Origin of the sequence: Bacillus songklensis, assembly GCF_042649685.1 — a bacterium.
GTDB classification, from domain to species: Bacteria; Bacillota; Bacilli; order Bacillales; family Bacillaceae_H; genus Bacillus_BA; species Bacillus_BA songklensis.
In genome coordinates this window covers 59418-76717 of sequence record NZ_JBHRZT010000026.1, presented here as the reverse complement: position 1 = coordinate 76717, position 17300 = coordinate 59418, and the positions used below count along the sequence as shown (strand labels likewise).

General features: G+C 42.3%; 17 protein-coding genes and 1 pseudogene. 12 read left to right on the top strand and 6 right to left on the bottom strand.

The window, feature by feature from the left end:
- Positions 1-28: 28 nt before the first annotated feature.
- Positions 29-1330 carry an NCS2 family permease gene (locus ACFOU2_RS07460; protein WP_377913780.1) on the bottom strand — a complete coding sequence of 434 codons (1302 nt, stop codon included), beginning with the start codon at positions 1328-1330 and terminating at the stop codon, positions 29-31.
- Positions 1331-1754: 424 nt separating this feature from the next.
- Here ACFOU2_RS07460 and ACFOU2_RS07455 point away from each other — a divergent pair, with 424 nt between their 5' ends.
- The 9 genes and pseudogenes from ACFOU2_RS07455 (at position 1755) to ACFOU2_RS07415 (ending at position 9448) form a co-directional block, all read left to right on the top strand.
- Positions 1755-2249 (top strand): MerR family transcriptional regulator, encoded by a 495-nt coding sequence (locus tag ACFOU2_RS07455; protein WP_377913778.1) that lies wholly within the window; start codon positions 1755-1757, stop codon positions 2247-2249.
- Between the two features lie 280 nt (positions 2250-2529).
- Positions 2530-2961, top strand: a complete 432-nt coding sequence (locus ACFOU2_RS07450) for a MarR family winged helix-turn-helix transcriptional regulator (protein WP_377913776.1) — start codon at positions 2530-2532, stop codon at positions 2959-2961.
- 59 nt (positions 2962-3020) lie between these two features.
- A complete protein-coding gene (locus ACFOU2_RS07445) occupies positions 3021-4619 on the top strand; it encodes an MDR family MFS transporter (protein WP_377913774.1) in 1599 nt (532 codons plus the stop codon).
- Between the two features lie 48 nt (positions 4620-4667).
- A complete protein-coding gene (locus ACFOU2_RS07440; RefSeq protein ID WP_377913772.1) occupies positions 4668-4868 on the top strand; it encodes a hypothetical protein in 201 nt (66 codons plus the stop codon).
- Between the two features lie 47 nt (positions 4869-4915).
- Positions 4916-5455, top strand: a pseudogene (gene msrA / locus ACFOU2_RS07435) (peptide-methionine (S)-S-oxide reductase MsrA); the annotation flags it as partial.
- Complete coding sequence (gene msrB, locus ACFOU2_RS07430) at positions 5441-5890, top strand: peptide-methionine (R)-S-oxide reductase MsrB (protein ID WP_377913839.1); 450 nt, start codon at positions 5441-5443, stop codon at positions 5888-5890. The pseudogene msrA and the gene msrB, both read left to right, overlap by 15 nt.
- 158 nt (positions 5891-6048) lie before the next feature.
- Positions 6049-6675: a DedA family protein gene (locus ACFOU2_RS07425; RefSeq protein ID WP_377913770.1), complete on the top strand. Its 627-nt coding sequence runs from the start codon at positions 6049-6051 to the stop codon at positions 6673-6675.
- A gap of 551 nt (positions 6676-7226) precedes the next feature.
- Positions 7227-7976, top strand: coding sequence for an RNA polymerase sigma factor SigI (gene sigI / locus ACFOU2_RS07420; RefSeq protein ID WP_377913837.1), 750 nt, complete (start codon positions 7227-7229; stop codon positions 7974-7976).
- Entirely contained in the window at positions 7973-9448 is a 1476-nt protein-coding gene (locus tag ACFOU2_RS07415) for an anti-sigma factor domain-containing protein (protein ID WP_377913768.1), read from the top strand. Before sigI ends, ACFOU2_RS07415 begins: the two co-directional genes overlap by 4 nt.
- Positions 9449-9508: 60 nt before the next feature.
- Here ACFOU2_RS07415 and ACFOU2_RS07410 read toward each other — a convergent pair whose 3' ends face one another.
- The 3 genes from ACFOU2_RS07410 to phaQ all read right to left on the bottom strand — a co-directional run bounded on the left by ACFOU2_RS07410 (position 9509) and on the right by phaQ (position 11126).
- Positions 9509-9706 (bottom strand): small, acid-soluble spore protein, alpha/beta type, encoded by a 198-nt coding sequence (locus ACFOU2_RS07410; RefSeq protein ID WP_377913766.1) that lies wholly within the window; start codon positions 9704-9706, stop codon positions 9509-9511.
- 375 nt (positions 9707-10081) lie between these two features.
- Entirely contained in the window at positions 10082-10594 is a 513-nt protein-coding gene (phaP, locus tag ACFOU2_RS07405; protein ID WP_377913764.1) for a polyhydroxyalkanoic acid inclusion protein PhaP, read from the bottom strand.
- A gap of 91 nt (positions 10595-10685) precedes the next feature.
- Positions 10686-11126: a poly-beta-hydroxybutyrate-responsive repressor gene (gene phaQ / locus ACFOU2_RS07400; RefSeq protein WP_377913835.1), complete on the bottom strand. Its 441-nt coding sequence runs from the start codon at positions 11124-11126 to the stop codon at positions 10686-10688.
- 365 nt (positions 11127-11491) lie between these two features.
- Between phaQ and phaR the strand changes: the two genes are divergently transcribed.
- The 3 genes from phaR to phaC all read left to right on the top strand — a co-directional run bounded on the left by phaR (position 11492) and on the right by phaC (position 14227).
- Entirely contained in the window at positions 11492-12103 is a 612-nt protein-coding gene (phaR, locus tag ACFOU2_RS07395) for a polyhydroxyalkanoic acid synthase subunit PhaR (protein ID WP_377913833.1), read from the top strand.
- A gap of 84 nt (positions 12104-12187) precedes the next feature.
- Positions 12188-12931: an acetoacetyl-CoA reductase gene (gene phbB / locus ACFOU2_RS07390; RefSeq protein ID WP_377913762.1), complete on the top strand. Its 744-nt coding sequence runs from the start codon at positions 12188-12190 to the stop codon at positions 12929-12931.
- Between the two features lie 207 nt (positions 12932-13138).
- Entirely contained in the window at positions 13139-14227 is a 1089-nt protein-coding gene (gene phaC, locus ACFOU2_RS07385; RefSeq protein WP_377913760.1) for a class III poly(R)-hydroxyalkanoic acid synthase subunit PhaC, read from the top strand.
- 213 nt (positions 14228-14440) lie between these two features.
- Here the strand turns inward: phaC and ACFOU2_RS07380 are convergent, their stop codons facing one another.
- Both ACFOU2_RS07380 and glcD read right to left on the bottom strand, forming a co-directional pair.
- Complete coding sequence (locus tag ACFOU2_RS07380; RefSeq protein ID WP_377913758.1) at positions 14441-15775, bottom strand: (Fe-S)-binding protein; 1335 nt, start codon at positions 15773-15775, stop codon at positions 14441-14443.
- A complete protein-coding gene (gene glcD, locus ACFOU2_RS07375) occupies positions 15772-17184 on the bottom strand; it encodes a glycolate oxidase subunit GlcD (RefSeq protein WP_377913756.1) in 1413 nt (470 codons plus the stop codon). Before glcD ends, ACFOU2_RS07380 begins: the two co-directional genes overlap by 4 nt.
- Positions 17185-17300 lie beyond the last annotated feature (116 nt).

Below are 17300 nucleotides of genomic sequence, written 5' to 3'. Positions count from 1 at the left end.
TCCGTTCCCAAGAGGAAACGGAGATTTTTTAATGAGGTAAAAACGTCAATTGGTAGAAGAACAAGACAGCAAATATATAGACAAGCGGATGCACTTCTTTTGCTTTTCCTTTAATGATTTTCAATAATGGATAAGAAATGAAGCCCAATGCGATTCCTGTTGCGATGCTTGATGTAAGCGGCATGCTTAATACTACAAGGAAGGCAGGGAATGCTTCATCGAGCTCCGACCAGTTGATTTGAGCGATGGCTCCCATCATTAAGCTCCCGACGATAATCAGTGCTGGAGCTGTAATGGCTGAAATCCCGGATACCGCACCGACCAGCGGGCCGAAAAAGGCAGCGGCAGCGAAGAGAATGGCAACCGTTAATCCTGTTAATCCCGTGCGCCCGCCTGCTGCTACACCGGCAGATGATTCAATATAAGCTGTTGTCGGGCTTGTCCCGAACATGGCTCCAATCGACGTGCCGAATGAATCTGCCAGCAATGCCTGGCGGGCACGAGGCATGGATTTGCCTTTCATCAATCCGGCTTGTTGGGCCACACCGATCATTGTCCCTGTTGTATCGAAAATCGTGACAAGCAAGAATGAAAAGACGACAGCATATAAGCTGTGCTGAAACACATCGCCAAATGCCGTAAGCGGGTTGGCGATCATTAATCCTTCCGGAAGGTGAGGCGTCGCCACAAATCCTTCTTTAAATGAAAGGAGGCCCATAAAGTAGGCGAAGATTCCTGTGATGATCATTCCGAAAAACAACGCTCCGTTCACGTTTAAGGCCATTAATACAAGCGTGACAGCCAAACCGATCAAGGCTAAGACTACAGGACGGGAATGAAGATCGCCCAGTGCGACCAGGTTGGTCGGATGGGGGACGATGATCTTTGTTAAACGCAGACCGATAAAGGCGATAAATAAACCAATTCCGGCTGTAATCCCGTGTTTTAAGTTTTCTGGGATGGCTTCAATTAATTTTTCACGAAAAGGCGTTAATGACAAAATAACAAAAATAATACCGGCTACGAATACAGCGGCGAACGCCGTTTGGTAGTCAATGCCGCCGTGAGAACCGACTACAGAATAAGCAAAGTAAGCATTTAATCCCATTCCCGGGGCAATGGCAATCGGGTAGTTCGCTCCAAGCGCCATCCATAATGTACCGACAATCGATGCGATGATAGTTGCGGTAAAGACTTGCTCGAATGGAACACCTGCATCCGATAAGATGACAGGGTTCACAATCACAATGTATACCATCGTTAAAAACGTTGTAATCCCGGCTACAAATTCCGTTTTTATATTCGTATTGTTTTCTTTAAGTTTAAACATAATAACCTCCGAATAACGAACATTTAAAAAAGCCTTTACTATAATATTCGTATTTCACATGATTTGCAAGAGAAATACTGATTTTTCCCCCAAAAAATATGAGTCAATTTAAAGGATGTGCCTAAAAAGTTCGGTTTTTGTTGGTCTTTTTGCGCTTGAGAAAAGGGGAATAATGGTTTTTTCCTCCTATTGCTCAGTATCTTTTATCTTGCTTCTTTTCATGAACAGGTTCGAACATATGTCACTTTCTTCCCTTTCTGCAAACTTTGCAGAAAGGTTTCCCCCAAGATACTTCCCGTCCGGGAAGTATCTTGGGGGAAATCAACTGAGTTTGTTGAATAACGACTAGTTTTGTCATTTGTGAAGGAATCCATCTTTTTTCCGCGAAATGTGACAGTATCATAATGGGGATGGAGTGAGGAAAATGATGAAAACAAGCGATGTGGCGAAACAGCTTGGGGTCAATCCAAAAACCGTCTTGAAATGGATTAAACAGCACGACATTCCATGCGAAAAAAATGAACTCGGACATTTTGAATTTACAGAGGAACATGTGGAACAGCTAAAACAAATACAGACACAACCGCCGCGTGCGCAATTGCCTGCGGATAAACGTCAGGGGACGGTTTCTATATCCGTTGAAGAACCAAAAAAATGGCAGGAGATGCAAAAACAAATCGATTTACTTTTAAGGCGGCTCATCGAAAATGAACGTCGTACCGAAGAGAAAGCGGGAGACGTTGTCACTTTTCAAATTCTTGAACACCGCTCTGAAATTGATGAACTCCAAAAGCAAATCCAAAAGTTGGAATCCCGCATTCAAGAACTAGAAGAAAAAAAACAAACGGAAGCTTCTCTTTCTGACCCTCATGAAAAACGCGTCCCCAGATGGAAAGCATTCCTGGCAAATCTTCTCTAAAACGCCTGAAACGGGCGTTTTTTCTATATTACATAAATTCGTTACGCATAAGTCTTCGCCCATTTCCCTTGCGGGCCCTGGTCGAAGGCTTATTTTTGTGTTTTGAGTAGAGCTTTCTCTTGACAAAAACTGTTTTTATTTGGTAAAAATTATTTAGTTAATGAAGTGAAATACTTTGTTTCTTATCTTTTACTAACCGAATAAAATAGGAACATCATCGTTAAGGGCTCTACTGCCTGATTCGTGATAAGTAAATAAACAGAAAGGACCTATCGTTTCAATGAATCGACACGATATGATGGTAGATCTTGAAAAACTGCTTCGGATTGTCTTTCGTCAGCTTCGCAGTGAGGTTGGAGAACTCTTTGGAAGGGAGTTAACAGGTAATGAATTCAGGATTTTAGCCATGCTAATGGAAGAGGGATCGATGCGTGCAACAGATGTTGCCAAACATTTAGAAGTGTCAGCCAGTCATGTGACTGCCCTCACTGATGATTTGTTATCAAAAGGATATATTGAGCGACATAAATCCGAAATGGATCGTCGTATTGTAGAAATTGTTGTGACAAAAGAGGGAAAAGAAGCATTTACACAATTTGAGCAACAAAAGAGCGATTATTTCCGCGAGCGTTTCAGCCATTTTACAAATGAAGAATTGCTTATTTTAAACACATTATTCCGAAAAATGGATAAAACTTCGATAGATGAATGACTGATTTTTCACTTACTTCACAAAGTGAAATATTAATGAACATAAAAGGGAGTGACAGAATGGAACATTTAGAACATAAGCGAAAAATCATGATCATGCTGGCTATTATGGCGGCGATGCTGTTTGCGGCTCTCAACCAGACGATTGTGGGAACGGCACTGCCGCGTATTATTGCCGAGCTGGGCGGCATCGAGTATTTCAGCTGGGTATTTACCATTTTCATGCTGGCATCTAGTATTACAGCCGTGTTAGTCGGAAAGCTGTCTGATATTTACGGGCGAAAGCCGTTCATTTTGACAGGGATTGCGGTCTTTTCAGTCGGGTCACTAATGGCCGGTTTCTCGAATGGAATGATTGAATTAATCATTTATCGAGGTGTTCAGGGACTTGGCGGCGGTCTCATTATGTCAACAGCGTTTACCGCTGTCGCGGATTTATTCTCACCGCGTGAGCGCGGTCGCTGGCAAGGATTGATGGGCTCTGTCTTCGGGTTGGCGAGTGTCTTTGGTCCGACGCTTGGTGGCTGGATTGTCGATAATGCAGATTGGCATTGGGTATTCTGGGTATTTCTACCATTCGGTGTTTTGGCCTTTATTTTGATTTTAACGTTATTTCCAAGTGTTGAGAAAAAGCCGGGAGAAAAAGTCGATTATTCGGGATCGTTATTTTTAACAACTACCATCGTTCCGTTGCTGCTGGCATTTTCATGGGCAGGTTCTAAATACGATTGGAGTTCAAGCCAGATTATAGGGTTGTTTGCAGCCGCCGTCGTTTCGCTGATCATTTTCATTTTAATTGAACGGAAGGCGAAAAGCCCGGTATTGCCGCTTCATTTATTCAAAAACAACGTGTTCACCTTATCGAATTTGATTGGTTTTATCATGGGAGCGGGCATGTTCGGTGCGGCGATGTATATCCCGTTTTTCATTCAAGGGGTTATCGGCCGTTCTGCTACATCTTCAGGTCTTATCATGATGCCGATGACGTTGTCCATGGTCGCTGCAAGTACGCTTGGCGGTCAATTCATCACAAAGACCGGAAAATATAAAGCACTTGCCATTACCGGTCTTTTGATCATGGCAGGCGGCATGTTTTCATTGTCCTTCATGGATGTAAACAGTTCAGCGACGGTTGTGATCCTTAATAATATTTTAATCGGAACGGGTCTTGGGATGAGTTTCCCTGTCTTCACGCTAACCATTCAAAACGCGGTGGACCATCGTTATTTAGGGGTTGCGACCGCATCTGCCCAGTTATTCCGCCAAATTGGCGGAACGGTTGGAGTAGCTGTTATGGGAACCATCATGAACCTTAGAATGAGTGATAAAATAGCAGAAGCAGGGAAAGAACCGGGGGCACAGCTGGCTCAAAATCCTCAGCTGGTTGCACAGCTAAAAGACTTGGATCCCCAGGTGTTGATGGATCCGGCTCGTTTGGCCAGTATTCAAGCCAAAATTCCAGCTGAGTTTCAGCCGGTATTCGAACGTTTAGTGGGCATGCTGCGCGATTCACTGGGGTACGCGCTGACAGGTGTGTACTGGATTGCTGCCTTCATCGTGTTAACAGGATTCGTACTAACCTTCTTCCTAAAAGAAATTCCGCTTCGTCAAAGTCAAAAACCTGGACAGGGTGATGAAACAAAAGAAAAAGCAATTTAATTTTTTACCAAAGGGGAGTTAACCATAAGCCCTTAAGAGAAAACGATTATGTTTAAACTGAAACGAACCATCAGGAAGTCTCCTGATTTTAAAGGATTTTTCATGAGGCTGGCTCAAAAGTACATTATACTTTTGAACCAGCCTTTTTTATTAATTGGAAAGTATAAATTGCACACTGGAATTGTCCAGCTTGTTTCGTCCCTAAGCGAGCCGCTTCTCCGCTTTTCTTATATGCAAATCGTTTGGTAGAATGCTTTAACATACGTATAATAAGGGCAAGCAAAAAGAAAAAGGAGATGGTTTTCGTGACAGGGCAATCGAAACAGTATGATCTGGCTACTTTCGCAGGTGGATGTTTTTGGTGTATGGTCAAGCCGTTTGATGAACAGCCGGGAATCCAAAAAGTTGTATCGGGCTATACAGGAGGGCATAAAGAAAATCCGACTTATGAGGAGGTATGTTCGGATACGACCGGTCATTATGAAGCGGTGCAAATCACCTTTGATCCATCCGTTTTTCCGTATGAACGTTTATTGGAATTGTATTGGCAGCAAATTGACCCAACAGATGAAGGGGGCCAATTTGCTGACCGTGGCGACTCTTACCGTACCGCCATTTTTTATCATAACGAAGAACAGAAGCGTTTAGCTGAGCAATCGAAACAACAGCTGGCTGAAAGCGGCCGTTTTTCCGAACCGATCGTAACACCGATTTTACCGGCCGCTCCCTTTTACGAAGCGGAAGAATACCATCAGCATTATTACAAAAAGAATCCGATTCGCTATAAAATGTACCGTGTTGGTTCAGGCCGCGAAACGTTTTTGAAAGAGCATTGGTCAAAGGTCAATAAAGAGGAATTAAAAAAACGGCTGACCCCGATCCAGTATGAAGTGACACAAAATAATGGAACGGAACCCCCGTTTCGCAACGAATTTTGGAACCATAGAGAGGAAGGCATTTATGTGGATATCGTATCTGGCGAGCCGCTTTTCAGTTCATTGGACAAATTTGATTCCAACTGCGGCTGGCCTTCATTTACGAAACCGCTCAAGGAAGAACAAGTAACCGAGCATATGGATATTAGCCATAATATGATCCGTACCGAGGTTCGCAGCAAAGAGGCGGATTCCCATCTTGGCCATGTCTTTGAAGATGGACCTGGACCAAACGGTTTACGCTATTGCATCAACTCAGCCGCTCTTCGTTTCATCCCGAAAGCCGATCTTGAAAAAGAAGGATACGGTGAATATAAATATTTATTTGAAAAATAATGAGAAGAAGCCGAGTTTCCTGCAGGGAATCTCGGCTTTTTCTTTGTCATCCTTTCATACAATCACCCAAACGTTCATTCTCCATACAATTATTTGTGATTTTTCAAGATTGTGTGATAGAGTGATAAGGACAAGTGTTAGGTGGTGAAGCAGGATCGATGGAACAACTAATTCTTGAATTTGTTCAGTTTTTGAAGGGATTATCCTATTTGGGGATTGTCATTGCCCTTACGTTTGAATTCGTCCCGGCTGAGCTCGTTTTACCGCTTGCGGGGTACTGGGTGTATGAAGGCGACATGAATCTATGGCTTGTGGTACTGGCTGGAACGGTTGGCGGAACATTTGGACCGTTGACTTTATATTTCTTGGGGCGATGGGGCGGCAGACCTTTTCTTGAGAAGTATGGAAAATACTTTTTTATTAAAGAAAAACAATTGGAAGCAGCCGATCGCTTCTTTCAGAGACACGGAGCCATTGTGGCATTCACGGCGAGATTCCTGCCGGGACTGCGAACGATTATTTCAATCCCGTGCGGCATGTCGAAAATGAATGTGTGGACGTTTAGCATTTATACGTTTATGGCAATGTTTCCGATTACCTTTTTATATGTTTATTTAGGATATAAGCTTGGACCTCGCTGGAAAGATGTAGGTCATTTAGCCGATCAATATTTGCTTCCGATTTTAATCGGCATGCTCGTCTTGCTGGCCATTTATATGTGGATTAAAAAACGGCTGAAAACATCGGTTTATTCTGTAAAGGAATTTACAACAAAAAAACGTTAATGCAATTATCCTACTAGAACGATTTATACGATGAAAGTTTAGTTTTTCACTAAAAGATGTGAACGTGTTAGAAACAATACACGCAGATTGCATATTGGATGACCCTACTTTTTCTTTCTCATAAAGGGGAGTAGCGTCAAGGGACTTGAAAAAAGCGAGACCTTTGGCCATATTTTTAATATGGCCAAAGGTTTTTATTATATAAGAAAGCACATAGATTGCGCGTTGAAGTTGTCCACCAGGGACTCGCGTCGCTTTCGAAGAATAGGATGTTCAAGCGGCGACGTTAGTCACAGGGCGTGACCGTTCTTAGTCGACGAACTTTTAAACGAAGTAAAGAGAGCTTCTGGTAAAGAAGCTTCCAGCTTGTTTCGTCCCCAAGCGAGCCGCTTCCTTTTTTCATTCTTATCTCATGAATAATGCTTGTGAATTATAGTCAAAATAGAGGGATTTGCGTTATAATAAATAGTCGCTAATATAAAGGGGACTATTTTTTCATTCGATTACACCCGTAAAGAAAAACGGCATAACGAATGATGTATAGACAAGAGGTGAAACCATTGCTTAGTGTACTGTTTAAGATCGGCCGAACAAAAACGCTCGAAGATACGGTACTGAAAATTCAACAAGGGGATCAGCAGCTGCAAAATGAGCTCATTGATCAATACAAGCCGTTTGTCGCTAAAACGGTGTCGAGCGTTTGCAAAAAATATATACAAGAAACAGATGACGAATTTAGCATTGGTCTCATCGCTTTTAATGAAGCTATAGAGAAATACACAAAGGAAAAAGGGAGTTCATTACTTGCTTTTGCAGAACTCATTATTAAACGCCGCGTCATTGACTATATTCGTAAAGAAGCACGCGCGCAAACGCTGCATTTTCAAGCGAATGATGAGGAGAACGAGGATTTTTCCCAGACAAAGCTCGAGGCGGATTTATCACTTGACGAATACATACGGCAAGTTGAACAAGAGTTGCGCAAAGACGAGATTGTTCATTTTCATCAAGTACTTCAGCAGTTTGGTTTGACTTTATCTGAGATCGTGGAACAGTCTCCAAAACATGCGGATGCCCGTGTTAATGCAATAGAAGTGGCGCAGTTTATTGTCAAACACAAGGAGCTCCGTGAAAAGCTGTTCAAAAAGAAACAAATACCCATTCGATTAGTAGAAAAACATGTAGCAGTGAGCCGTAAAACGATTGAGCGCAACCGCAAGTATATTATTGCCATCGCCATTGTTTTAGCAGGGGATTACGTTTATTTAAAAGATTATATAAAAGGGGTGCTCGGGTCTTGAAAAAGGGCATTGTCATGGAAATCACAGAAGATTATGTAACGATGTTAACCCCTGAAGGCGAGTTTTTACGAGCCAGACATGAACAGCGTCCATACGAATTGGGTGAGGAAACCCTTTTTTTTCCGCTGATGCATGAACAAACGCTGACCTCTCCAGCAAAGATAAAGAGACGTTCCTGGAGATTGCCAATGGTCAGTTTTGTTGCTGCAGCCGCACTTTTGCTTTCTTTCATTCCATATTACATGCAGCAGCAAGTTTATGCATACATGTCTATCGATATTAACCCGAGTTTAGAATTGGGGGTCAATCGTCAGCTTGAAGTAGTGGAAGTCCAGACCTTTAATGAAGAGGCAAAGGCCCTGATAAAAAGCATAAAAGATTGGGATCACAAGCCTGTTCAAGAGGTGACTTCGCAAATCTTAAAAGCGAGTGAACAGCAAGGATACTTAAAAAGAGAGAAAGAAGTATTCGTTGCAACGGTTTTTAAAAGAGAGAAAAGAGAATATAAAGAACAATTACTAGCGGATATCCAAACTGTTACAAAAGAATGGGGACAAAAAGATTATAAAATCGAGATTGTGAAAAGCTCTTTAGACGTAAGAGGGAAAGCGGAAAAAATGGGTGTGTCAACAGGTACATGGTTGAAGAGAGAAGAAAGTAAACGACATCCACATGTAAAACCGGCCGAAACGTCCCAGCCTATTAAGCCGAAAGTGTCTCAGCAAGTCAAATCAAAAGAATATGTTTCATCGTTTCCTCCGAAAAAGGAGGAACAACATAAGACTGTTGTGCGGGTTCTTGCCTCTAAACAAGCAGAGGAACAAAAGAAAAACAACGTTCCTCCGGCAAAACAACAGGTAAAGTCGAAACCGGCGCCAAAGCCGGACCATAGCAAAAAGATTGGGCCAAAAGGCGAGCAAAAGGAGAAGAGGCCTAAGCCTCCTCATCCTGTGCCGCCAAGTCAGAGTAAGGAAAAACCAAACGGCGGGCAAAAGGAGAAGGTATCTACCGCTCCTAAACCTGTGCCGCCAGGTCAGAATAAGGAAAAACCAAACGGCGGGCAAAAGGCAAAGGATCCTAACCCTCCTAAACCTGTGCCGCCAGGTCAGAATAAGGAAAAACCAAACGGCGGGCAAAAGGCAAAGGATCCTGACCCTCCTAAACCTGTGCCGCCAGGCCAGAATAAGGAAAAACCAAACGGTGCACAAAAGGCAAAGGATCCTGACCCTTCTAAACCTGTGCCGTGGGGACAAGATAAAGAAAAACCAAAAGTAGGTCCAAAGAAAAAAGAGGATGAGCGTTATTACCCTGACCCCTCATGTAATATAGGTGAAGAGAAGCAAGATTCCACGGAAGCTTTACCAACTAAAAGTGAAGAAGTTCCGTCCGCGTCACCTGGTTCTGTCAACGAAAATCGACAACCCGTAGAGATACAGATATGGATCAACGTTTCATTACATACGTCGTCCTAAAGGGACGGTTTTTTAGATTTAAGAAAGCCGAAGCTTGCATGCTTCGGCTTTTGCCATGTATTATTCAGTTTTACCGCTTAATTCAGATTGTGCTTGGGCGACAAGACGTTTTGTAATTTCGCCCCCTATTGAACCATTGCCGCGGGCAGCTGTGTCAGCGCTGAGATTTACTCCAAATTCTTGAGCGATTTCATATTTATATTGATCTAAAAATTGCTCCACACCAGGAACGAGCAATTTGTTTCTGTTTCTTGCCATTAATATGTTCATCTCCTTTGCTCGTTTATGCAACGATTTCTCGTTGTACCTATATTATTTGAGGCATAATTGATTCCATACTGGTAATCCGTTTCATATTTTGCAAATTATATGAATCCACGTATAGCCTGCTCAAGGTGAGAGAACAGAAAAGCGCAGATAGAAGAAGGCTCGATGACAGAGGTTAAAAACTTAAGTTGAACTTATATACACAAAAAAGCCGTATCTCCATTGCCAGGAGGTACGGCTTTTTTGTTGCGATGAAATGAAGCAGCTTCCGCTTACTTTCCCTCTATTTCCAAGCGAGGGGGTACTTGAAAATAAAATTTTATTCTTTTCGGTGTCCGTATTGCTAAATGGCTTGACGTTTCTTTATTATTTTACAAGAGAGTATTGTTCAACAGATTGTAAAAATGATTTTTGAAATCCTTTTAATTGTTCAATGTAAGCATCGGATACATTCTGGAATTCCTCGCGGGCTTTTTGTTGCTCTTCTAGTAGCTGAGAAATTGCTTGTTGATATTGCTCATGAGCTTGTTGCACAAAATTGCAGCTGGCTTTGTTTTGATCAACAGAAACTTGCTGAAGTTTTTGCATCGCTTCATGAACGCGGTTTGACCATTCCTCATAAGAATCAGCAACAACGTTGCCCGCTGTTTTACGTAAATTTTCTGTTACCTTTGTTTGAAGCTGTTCTACTTCTTGCTTCCATTGTTGATCAACGTGCTGAACTTGTTCCATGGCTTTGTTGACGAATTCTTTTTGCTGATCAAGAGCTTTTAAAGTCCAATTCTCCATTTGTTTGTTGTTTTCTAAAAGATTATTAAAACCTTTTGTCCATTGTTCCCACATAGCATCGATTACAGAATCATACTTAACAGCTGTCATAAAATAATTCCTCCTTTGATTTTCTACCCAATTTTGCTAGGCAGCCTGTTCTTTTATATTGGAAACACAGTCGCAAATACTGTGCAAATCCCTATTTGTTATCTTTTGAGGGCTCATCCTTTTGCTTTCTGGATGAGGAGCTGAAAGGAAATAACATGTCAGTGTACATTGTGAAAAAGGAATTCAACAAGTTTTGATATTGCTCAAGCGAGGATGCCCACATGTTTAAGTATTGTTCACCCGCTTCAGTGATGGAATAAATCCGGCGTGCCGGACCATCTGATGATGTATCCCATTCCGATTTAATCAGGTTGTCTTTTTCAAGCTGTCTCAATGTACGATAAACGTTTCCTTGATCAATGGAAGTAAACCCAAAGTTCATCAGTTGCTGAATCAGTTTGTAGCCATGTAAATTCCAGTTGCGCAAACATAACAGCAAAAAAGGGATCATAAAATTTTTAGGAGCACCGCTTATCGTTTTTTCTAAATTATTTGGCGTTCCGTTTTTTTCCTTTTGGTTGTCTGACAAGATGGATCATCCCCCCCGTTTTTGTGCATCCAATCATTATGGAGCTTTTATTTCGTCTATGTGTAATTTACACCTATATGGATGGAAAGTCAAGCCATGTAATAGCGTTTACAAAAAATTCATAATTTATTAATGAAATTCGACAGGATTCTACAAAACTTATCAAAATCTCTCAAATTTTTGGAATTGTCTAAAGTGGCAACCCGCTTTATAATAAGTATGTATCATCGAAACAAGGAAAATTATGAACATGATTCTTGTTGGTTCTTTCATAAAAGTGAAAAGGAAGCTTTGCTGCTATCATTTAAAAAATGGTAAAACGTATAAGAGTTGAGGCAAGCCATCACTTTTACATCAAACGAAAGGAGATGGAATTTTTGGAGCAACAAAAAGTATTTGATCCATTTTTAGCATGGAAGGAAATGTACGATAAGACAGAAGCTTATTGGGGCAAAGTACTTGGCGAAAACATGAATAAAGAAGAATTTTCTCAATGGATGGGCAAAGTACTGAACTTAAACCTCCAATATCATCAAGCGTTAAATGAAACAACAGACCGTTACTTTCAGCAGGTGAACATTCCGACAAAAGATGACGTAGCCAATGTCGCATCTTTAGTGATCAATGTCGAAGAAAAAGTGGAAGCGCTTGAGGACCGTTTTGATGAATTGCAAGGTGTCGAAGATAACAGCGCTCTTTATAAACGTGAATTGAGCAAAATCAAATCTGACGTCAAGTCTTTAGAGAAAAAGCTTGATAAAGTATTAGAGGCTATTACACAGCAGAATGATTTCCAATCACAACTTCAAGCAGAACTTCAAGAATCCATTCAAGAGCAGCTTCAACGAAAGCTGCAACAGCAAAATGAGGAGCTTCAACAATCGATTCAAGAACAATTAAAACTTCAAGAACAAGCGGCCGCAAAAGAACCGAAAGATTCAAAAGGGCCGAAAGAAACAAAGGGACAAAAACCATCGTAAAAAGATATGGGATCGTTAGTACCTGCTCTTAGATGCAGAACTATATATTGAAAAATTACTAGCTGAAGCAAGGGGGATGTCGTTATGACAACATTAGAGGGAAAAGTAGCAATCGTAACAGGCGGATCAAAAGGAATCGGAGCAACTATCGCAAAAGAGCTTGCTTCTCACGGGGTAAAGGTTGCCGTTAACTACAACAGCAGCAAAGAAGCAGCAGAGAAAGTTGTAAACGAAATCAAAGAAAATGGCGGGGAATGCATCGCTATCCAGGCAGACGTTTCTTATCCGGAACAGGCAAAAAGTCTTGTTGATCAAACGAAGGAAGTATTCGGCCAGGTTGATATTCTTGTCAATAACGCAGGTATTACACGCGATCGTTCATTTAAAAAGTTGTCTCATGAAGATTGGACAAAAGTAATCGACGTAAACTTAAACAGTGTTTATAACACAACAACGGCTGCTCTTACTTATTTACTTGAATCTGAAGCGGGCCGCGTTATCAATATTTCTTCTATCATCGGTCAAGCAGGCGGCTTTGGCCAAACAAACTATTCTGCTGCAAAAGCGGGTATGATCGGCTTTACAAAATCGTTAGCGCTTGAGCTTGCGAAAACAGGTGTCACAGTAAATGCCATTTGCCCGGGATTCATCGAAACAGAAATGGTTATGGCAATTCCAGAAGACATTCGCCAGCAAATCATTTCTAAAATCCCGGTCCGCCGCCTTGGTCAAGCAGAAGAAATTGCTCGCGGAATTGTTTTCTTATGCCGAGACGGTGCTTATATCACGGGTCAGCAATTAAACATTAACGGCGGATTATACATGTAATTACCCATAAGTTAGGGAAAATCAACACCACCCAGGTACAGTGCTTCGCTTTCGTGCTTCTTCTTCCTCTGAAGGGAGGGGAGGTGCGGACATGGGCGGCGCTGATTGTTTCCCTGACTTTTTTCACGGTTATGTATGTGTAATTTACATGTATCCGTTTTTTTTTTGACAAAAGCACACCATTTTAACGAAAGGTTGTGGAGAAATATGGCAGTATCGTATGTACAAGAGTGGGAAAAGATCCTTCAATCCATGCCAAAGGAATACAAAAGCTCTGCACGCCGCTTTAAACGCGCATTCGAAATTTTAACGGCAGAAGCAGAACCCGAAGTTGGCTTAACACCAAAAGAAGTAATCTGGAAGAAAAATAAAGCGCAATTGTATCGTTATATTCCAAAACAAAAAAATCTTCATCGCACGCCTCTGTTAATGGTCTATGCCCTTATTAATAAACCATACATTTTAGATTTATCACCAGGCAACAGCTTAATCGAATACTTAGTGGACCGCGGATTTGATGTTTATTTACTGGACTGGGGTACACCGGGCCTTGAAGATGCGAACATGAAGCTTGATGATTACATTTTGGATTACATTCCAAGAGCGGCCAAAAAAGTATTGCGCACATCAGGTGCAGATGAATTATCTGTACTCGGTTATTGCATGGGTGGTACGATGACATCCATTTTCGCCGCTTTAAATGAAGAGCTTCCGATTAAGAATTTAGTTTTCATGACAAGTCCGTTTGATTTCTCGGACACAGGTTTGTACGGTTCATTTTTAGATGAACGTTATTTTAACATTGATAAGGTTGTGGATACGTTAGGTAACGTGCCGCCTGAAATGATTGACTTTGGAAACAAGATGCTAAAGCCAATCACAAACTTCTACGGCCCATATGTTACACTGGTGGACCGCTCTGAAAACCAGCGTTTCGTTGAGAGCTGGAAGTTGATGCAAAAATGGGTAGGGGACGGAATCCCATTCCCTGGTGAAGCATATCGCCAATGGATTCGTGAATTTTATCAACAAAACAAACTTATTAATGGCCAGCTGACAGTCCGCGGGCGCAAAGTAGATTTATCCAACATTAAAGCGAACGTCTTAAATATTGCGGCAAGCCGTGATCACATTGCCGCGCCGCATCAGGTAGAAGCTTTAATGAATGTCATTTCAAGCAAAGACAAAGAATTTAAGCTGCTGCAAACAGGACACGTATCAGTTGTATTCGGTCCAAAAGCAGTGAAAGAAACATATCCGTCAATTGGCGATTGGTTAGAAACACGTTCAAAATAAGGAGAAAAAGAAAGAGGGAGCACAGGCTTCCTCTTTCTTTTTTAGTCTAGTGTTGATTTGGGCTTATTCAATTGAGACAAAAATAATAAAAGTTACGAGCGCTCTTTAACACAGTCAAATTTAGAGAACGAAAAGAAAGGAGGATGTCTCAAAAGTATAAAAAACATACTTTTGGGACAACCTGCCAATTGGATAAAAGGTTATAGAGGGGAGTTACGCTTTTTGGGCGTATTCTGCCGCTTCTAATAATAGGTCTACAATATGCACAGCACGCATTTTGTGCGATAAGCCTTCACGTTCAATGCCAAGCTTCATTTGCAATAAACAGCCCGGATTTGCTGTGACAATGGTTGTTGCATGGGTTGCTTTCGCATGCTCCATTTTATTGTCTAAAATTTGCATTGACATTTCGGATTCTACGACGTTGTAAATACCCGCTGAACCGCAGCAGCGATCCGCTCCCTGCATTTCACGAAACTCGATGCCTTCAATGGCATTCAATAGGCGGCGCGGTTCGTTTGATGTACGCATTACATTGCGCAAGTGACAAGAATCCTGATAAGTAATCACTTGTGCAGGTAAGCGAAGCGGTTGTTTATCAAACTCAAGTTCCATAAGGATGGCTGAAATGTCTTTTAGTTTGTCCACAAATGCTTTGGCGCGGTCTTTCCACTCCGGATCATTTTTTAGCAAATGGTCGTATTCAATTAAGAATCCGCCGCAGCCACCCGCGTTTGTAATAATGTAATCGACATTTAAATCCTCGAACGCTTGGATATTTCGTTTTGCCAATTCTTTTGCCCCGTCTTTTTCTCCGCTGTGGCCATGAAGAGCACCGCAGCACGCCTGGTTTTGGGGGATGACGATTTCACATCCGGCCGTTTGCAGCAGCTTCATGGTTGCGTTGTTTGTTTCCAGGAACATCGTATCCATTAAACAGCCTGAGAAGAAGGCCACACGTTTTTTCTGCATCCCTTCAGCTTGAAGATGGGTAGGGCGATTTTTCATTTCTTTCATTGTCGGTACTTTTGGAAGGACTTTTTCCATCGATGTTAAATTATCGGGCAAAATGTTGATTACACCTGTTTTATGAGCGATCGCCTGCAAACCGGAACGCTGATAAAAACCGATTAAGCCGGTTAAGGTACGCATCCGGTTCTGGTGAGGGAAAAGTCCTTCAAATACGGCTTTGCGTACAGCCCTTACAGGGAGGGAATGCTTTTTGTTTTGGTTAATAATATCGCGCGCTTCTTCAAGCAAATGTCCGTATTTTACACCGGATGGACAAACCGGCTCACAGGCCCGGCAGCCTAGGCATAGCTCCAATGTGCGTTCCACGTCTTCATCCGGCTCGATTAATCCGTCGACGACCGCCTTCATTAAGGCAATACGGCCGCGGGGGGAGTGGGACTCTTTAAAACCTGATTCGATATAAGTCGGGCAAGATGGTAAACAGAAGCCGCATCGCATACAGTTAAGAAGCTGATCTTCATCTATGCGCTCCTGAAATTGCTGTTGAATTGTTTCACGTTCCGTCACTGTAGTCATCTTGTCACCACCACACGTTTACGAGAGTCTTTGGCAAACACTTTGCCAGGGTTCATGATGTTATTTGGATCAAATGAATTTTTTATGGCTTTCATCGCTGCGATTCCTTCTTGGCCAAGCTTTAACTCCAGGTAAGGCGCTTTCATCATACCAACGCCGTGTTCCCCTGTAATCGTACCTCCAAGCTCGATTGCTGTTTCGAAAATTTCAGCGAACGCTTTTTCTACACGCTCAATTTCGTCATGATTGCGTGAATCGGTCGGACAGGTCGGGTGCAGGTTTCCATCGCCCGCATGGCCGAACGTACAAATCTTCACATCGTATTTTTCAGCGATTTCATTAATCGCACGCACCATCTTCGCGATTTCAGAACGAGGGACTGTGGCATCTTCTAAAATCGTCGTCGGTTTTAAGCGGGCAAGTGCCGATAAAGCAGAGCGGCGAGCCGTACGCAATGCCATTGCATGCTCCTCGGATTGGGCTACTTGTACAGAAACGGCCTGCTCGGCTGTACAAATTTCCGCAATCTTTTTAATATCACGGTCTACGACTTCTTCAGGACCATCTTGTTCGATTAATAGAACGGCTTGCACATTCGTCGGCAAGCCGATTTTTGCAAAGTCTTCAACAACTTGAAGTGTTGGCTGATCTAAAAATTCAAGTGTTGTCGGGATTATTTTATTGGCAATAATCTTGGAAACGGAGCGGGCGGCCGCTTCAATATCCTGATAAAGAGCTAAAATCGTTTTCTTTGTTTCCGGCATCGGCACAAGCTTTAATATTGCTTCCGTAATGATTCCTAAGGTGCCTTCAGATCCGACGAATAAACGGGTTAAATCATAGCCGGCTACATCTTTGGCTAATTTGCCGCCTGTTCGGATGATGTCACCGTTTGCCAGAACGATTTCCAATCCGATGACATAATCACGTGTTACGCCGTACTTTAATCCGCGAAGTCCGCCGGAATTTTCATTGATATTGCCGCCGATGGTCGAGATTTTCATCGAACTTGGGTCTGGCGGATAAAACAAGCCTTTTGCCTCAATCGTATTGATCATGTCAAGGGTAATAACGCCTGGCTGGAGGGTTACCGTCAAATTTTCCTCGTCCACTTCTAAGATTTGGTTCATATGCTTGAAAAGCAATACCAGCCCGCCTTCAGTCGGGCATGTGCCAGCGCATAGGTTTGTACCGGATCCACGGGGGACAATCGGGATTTTATGCTCGTTGCACACTTTTACAATCTCAGATACTTCTTTTGTGTTGCGAGGTGCAATAACGGCATCCGGCATGGATTGAAATTGAGGAGTGGCATCATATGAATAAACAAGCCGGCCCGCTTTTGAATCATCATAGTTTTCAGCGCCGACGATTTGAATGAATGTTGTTTTTATATCTGCTGTAATCATACATTTTTCATCCTTTACTTAAGACGTAGAATAAGTGACCTAACAGCTTGGGGAACTGTTAGGCCATGGTGGTTGTCTTTCCATCATGGGAGAAAGACGTTGGGTTTTCTCTCTGT

What these genes read in the sequence shown, in the direction of transcription:
- ACFOU2_RS07460 (WP_377913780.1), bottom strand. Translation starts at nt 1,330, where the DNA reads ATGTTTAAACTTAAAGAAAACAATACGAATATAAAAACGGAATTTGTA.
- ACFOU2_RS07450 (WP_377913776.1), top strand. Translation starts at nt 2,530, where the DNA reads ATGAATCGACACGATATGATGGTAGATCTTGAAAAACTGCTTCGGATT.
- ACFOU2_RS07425 (WP_377913770.1), top strand. Translation starts at nt 6,049, where the DNA reads ATGGAACAACTAATTCTTGAATTTGTTCAGTTTTTGAAGGGATTATCC.
- ACFOU2_RS07410 (WP_377913766.1), bottom strand. Translation starts at nt 9,706, where the DNA reads ATGGCAAGAAACAGAAACAAATTGCTCGTTCCTGGTGTGGAGCAATTT.
- glcD (WP_377913756.1), bottom strand. Translation starts at nt 17,184, where the DNA reads ATGATTACAGCAGATATAAAAACAACATTCATTCAAATCGTCGGCGCT.
- phaC (WP_377913760.1), top strand. Translation starts at nt 13,139, where the DNA reads ATGGCAGTATCGTATGTACAAGAGTGGGAAAAGATCCTTCAATCCATG.
- ACFOU2_RS07455 (WP_377913778.1), top strand. Translation starts at nt 1,755, where the DNA reads ATGATGAAAACAAGCGATGTGGCGAAACAGCTTGGGGTCAATCCAAAA.
- phbB (WP_377913762.1), top strand. Translation starts at nt 12,188, where the DNA reads ATGACAACATTAGAGGGAAAAGTAGCAATCGTAACAGGCGGATCAAAA.
- ACFOU2_RS07445 (WP_377913774.1), top strand. Translation starts at nt 3,021, where the DNA reads ATGGAACATTTAGAACATAAGCGAAAAATCATGATCATGCTGGCTATT.
- phaR (WP_377913833.1), top strand. Translation starts at nt 11,492, where the DNA reads ATGGAATTTTTGGAGCAACAAAAAGTATTTGATCCATTTTTAGCATGG.
- ACFOU2_RS07440 (WP_377913772.1), top strand. Translation starts at nt 4,668, where the DNA reads ATGTTTAAACTGAAACGAACCATCAGGAAGTCTCCTGATTTTAAAGGA.
- ACFOU2_RS07380 (WP_377913758.1), bottom strand. Translation starts at nt 15,775, where the DNA reads ATGACTACAGTGACGGAACGTGAAACAATTCAACAGCAATTTCAGGAG.
- phaP (WP_377913764.1), bottom strand. Translation starts at nt 10,594, where the DNA reads ATGACAGCTGTTAAGTATGATTCTGTAATCGATGCTATGTGGGAACAA.